Below are 2,895 nucleotides of genomic sequence, written 5' to 3' on the forward strand. Positions count from 1 at the left end.
GCTCGGCGGCCATGCCCGCCAGCCGCCGGTCGCGCAGATCCAGGCTGTGCTCACGGGCGTCCAGCGCGGCGGTGCGCAGCCCGACCACCCGGGGCTCGGCGGTCTCCAGCTCGGCCCGCAGCCCGTCGCGCTCCCGGGCCGCGTCCAGGCGGGTGGTCAACTCGTTCCGCTGGCCGTCCAGCTGCTCGACCCGGGCACTCGCCACCCGGGCCCGGGACTGTTCCTCCTCCAGCCGGCCCAGCTCGCCGTCGAATTCGGACAGCCAGTCCTCGGCCTCCTCGGCCAGCTCCTCGGCTCCGCGGCGCTCCCCGACCAGGGAGCCCTGCTCGCGGGCGAGTTCGGCGCAGCGCCGCTCCTCCACCCGGGCCGCCTCCAGCCGGACCACCTCGGCCCGCAGCCGCAGCTCGGCCTCGGCCAGCCCGGCGGCGTCGGCCCCGGCGAGCGCGCGCCCCTCGCCGTCCGCCCGGGAGAGCGCCTCCCGGCGCCGGTGCTCCGCCTCCCGGGCGCGCCCGAGGGCCTCGGCCGCGCCGTCCCGCAGCCGCAGTGCGGACTCCACCCCGACGGCCTCCTGCGCGGCGGCCAGCCGCCGCCGCTCCCGTGCCGCTGCCTGCTCGAACCCGGCCAGTCGCTCGGCCTCGGCCAGTGCCTCCCGGTGCCGGCGCTGCCGGCCGGCCAGCTCCTCGGCGGCCGCCCGGCTCTCCTGAGCGGTGCGCTGCGCGGCCTCGGCACCCGCGAGCGCGGCCTCCGCCACGGCGAGCTGTTCGGCGGCGCCGCTGCGCAGGACCGCCGCCCAGCCGAGCACTCCGGCGGTCAGGCCGTCGTCGCCGTCCTCCGTCGGCACCCAGCCGTCGGCCGGCTCGGCGCCGGGCCCGGCCGCCTGCTCGGCCTTGCTGGCGAGGTCGCGCAGTCGGCGCCGACCTGCCTGGACGGCGGACTCCTGAGCACGCCGCTGCTCGGCCAGCCAGGCCTCGACCAGCCCGTAGCGCTCGGTGTCGAACAACCGCCGCAGCAGCTTTCCGCGCTCCTCCGAGTCGGCCTTGAGGAAGCGGGCGAAGTCACCCTGCGGCAGCAGCACCACCTGGCAGAACTGCTCCCGGCTCATGCCGATCAGCCGGTGGATCTCCTCCCCGGCCTCCTGGTGCGACTTGCTGACCGGCCGCCAGCCGGGCGTGCCGTCGCCCGCGTCGGAGGCCCACTCGCGCAGCAGGGTCTGTGGCCGCTCGACGGTGGTGCCGGTGCCGACCTTCTTCGGCCGGCGCTGCTCGGGCAGCCGGGTGATCTGCAGCCGCCGCCCGCCCAGCGTCAGCTCCAGCCGCACCTCGGTCAGCCGCCTGGGATCGGCGTGGTCGCTGCGCAGCCGGTTGGCCCGGCGGGCGTTCGGCGTCTCGCCGTACAGGGCGAAGCAGACCGCGTCCAGCACGCTGCTCTTGCCCGCGCCGGTCGCGCCGCGCAGCAGGAACAGCCCGCCGGCGGCGAGCGTGTCGAAGTCCACCGTCTCGCTGCCCGCGAACGGGCCGAAGGCGGTGACGGTGAGCCGGTGCAGCCTCATCGGGGCAGGTCCGCCTTCCGGTCGGTGGTCTCCCGGACGCGCTCGAAGCCCTCGCGCAGCCAGCCGAGCTCGTCCGGCTCCGGTTCGGCGCCCGGGCGGACGTGCCGCAGGAAGCCCTCGGCGATCTCCAGGTCCTCGCGGCCGCTGACCCGGGCCGCGTACGACCGGGTCGGCTCGGCCTCGCTCTCCTCGGGGTCGAACAGCAGCTGAAGGGTGTGCGGGAAGCGGCGGCGCAGCTTCTCCATCGGCTCGCTCGGGCGGGCCGCGTCGGTGAGCGTGGCCTGCACCCAGGACTGCTCGTGCTCGGCGTACTCCTCCTTGGTGAGAAGCGCGTCCAGCGTGTCGCGCAGGGTGGCGAGCGGGCGCGGCTGCGGACAGTCGATCCGCTCGGCGGCCACCGAGCCGTCGGCCGCGAGGTCGACCAGCCACATGGTCTTGCGCTGGCGCACCTCGGAGAAGGAGTAGGCCAGCGGGGAGCCGCTGTAGCGCAGGTGCGGGGCGAGGGTCTGGCAGCCGTGCAGGTGGCCGAGCGCCGCGTAGTGCACCCCGTCGAAGACCGAGGCGGGGACGGAGGCGACCCCGCCGACCGCGATGTCCCGTTCGCTGTCGGTCTCCTTGCCGCCGGTGACGAAGGCGTGCGCCAGCACCACCGCCCTCGTGCCCTCCGGGCGCGCCGCCAGGTCGGCCCGGACCTGCTCCATCGCCGCGCCGAGCACCGCCGCGTGCCCGCCCTTGGCCAGCCCGAACCGCTCGCGCACCAGCGTCGGCTCCAGGTACGGCAGCCCGTACACCGCGACCGGCCCGTGCTCGTCCGCCAGCAGGACGGGCACGGCGCACTCGCCCGGGTCGGTCCGCAGGTGGATCCCGGCCCGGCCGATCAGCCCGGCGCCGACCCCGAGGCGGCGCGCCGAGTCGTGGTTCCCGCTGATGAAGACCGTCGGGACGTCTAGGTCCGCCAGCCGGTGCAGCACGTCGTCGAACAGCGCGACCGCGTCCAGTCCGGGCAGCGCCCGGTCGTAGACGTCCCCGGCGACCAGCACGGCGTCCACGCCCTCGGACCGGACCACGTCCACCAGGTGGTCCAGGAAGGCGCGCTGGGCGTCGTGCAGGCTCTCCCGGTGGAACGAACGGCCGAGATGCCAGTCGGAGGTATGCAGCAGTCGCATGGTCCCCGACCATAGCGCCCGGCACTGACAATCCCGCCGGGATCAGGGGCCACAGGGGCTCCGGGGACGAGGTGTTCGATTACTCGGGGTCGATTGTCAGTGGCTCTGTGTATGTTCCGTGGCGTCGGCGCCGCCCGGTGCCGAGCGAGTGAACGGGAGGACACATGGCTGTGCGGGAGC

General features: G+C 75.8%; 2 protein-coding genes. Both read right to left on the minus strand.

The genetic code is table 11. From position 1 onward, the window contains the following. Positions 1-1,549 (minus strand): AAA family ATPase (locus J0670_RS34705; RefSeq protein WP_207816417.1); only part of this gene is annotated, 1,549 nt, incomplete at its 3' end. Continuing rightward, a complete protein-coding gene (locus J0670_RS34710) occupies positions 1,546-2,715 on the minus strand; it encodes an exonuclease SbcCD subunit D (RefSeq protein WP_207816418.1) in 1,170 nt (389 codons plus the stop codon). The genes J0670_RS34705 and J0670_RS34710, both read right to left, overlap by 4 nt. Positions 2,716-2,895 lie beyond the last annotated feature (180 nt).

The sequence above is a fragment of the Streptomyces sp. FH025 genome, assembly GCF_017427025.1.
Taxonomy (GTDB): domain Bacteria; phylum Actinomycetota; class Actinomycetes; order Streptomycetales; family Streptomycetaceae; genus Kitasatospora.

What these genes read in the sequence shown, in the direction of transcription:
- J0670_RS34710 (WP_207816418.1), bottom strand. Translation starts at nt 2,715, where the DNA reads ATGCGACTGCTGCATACCTCCGACTGGCATCTCGGCCGTTCGTTCCAC.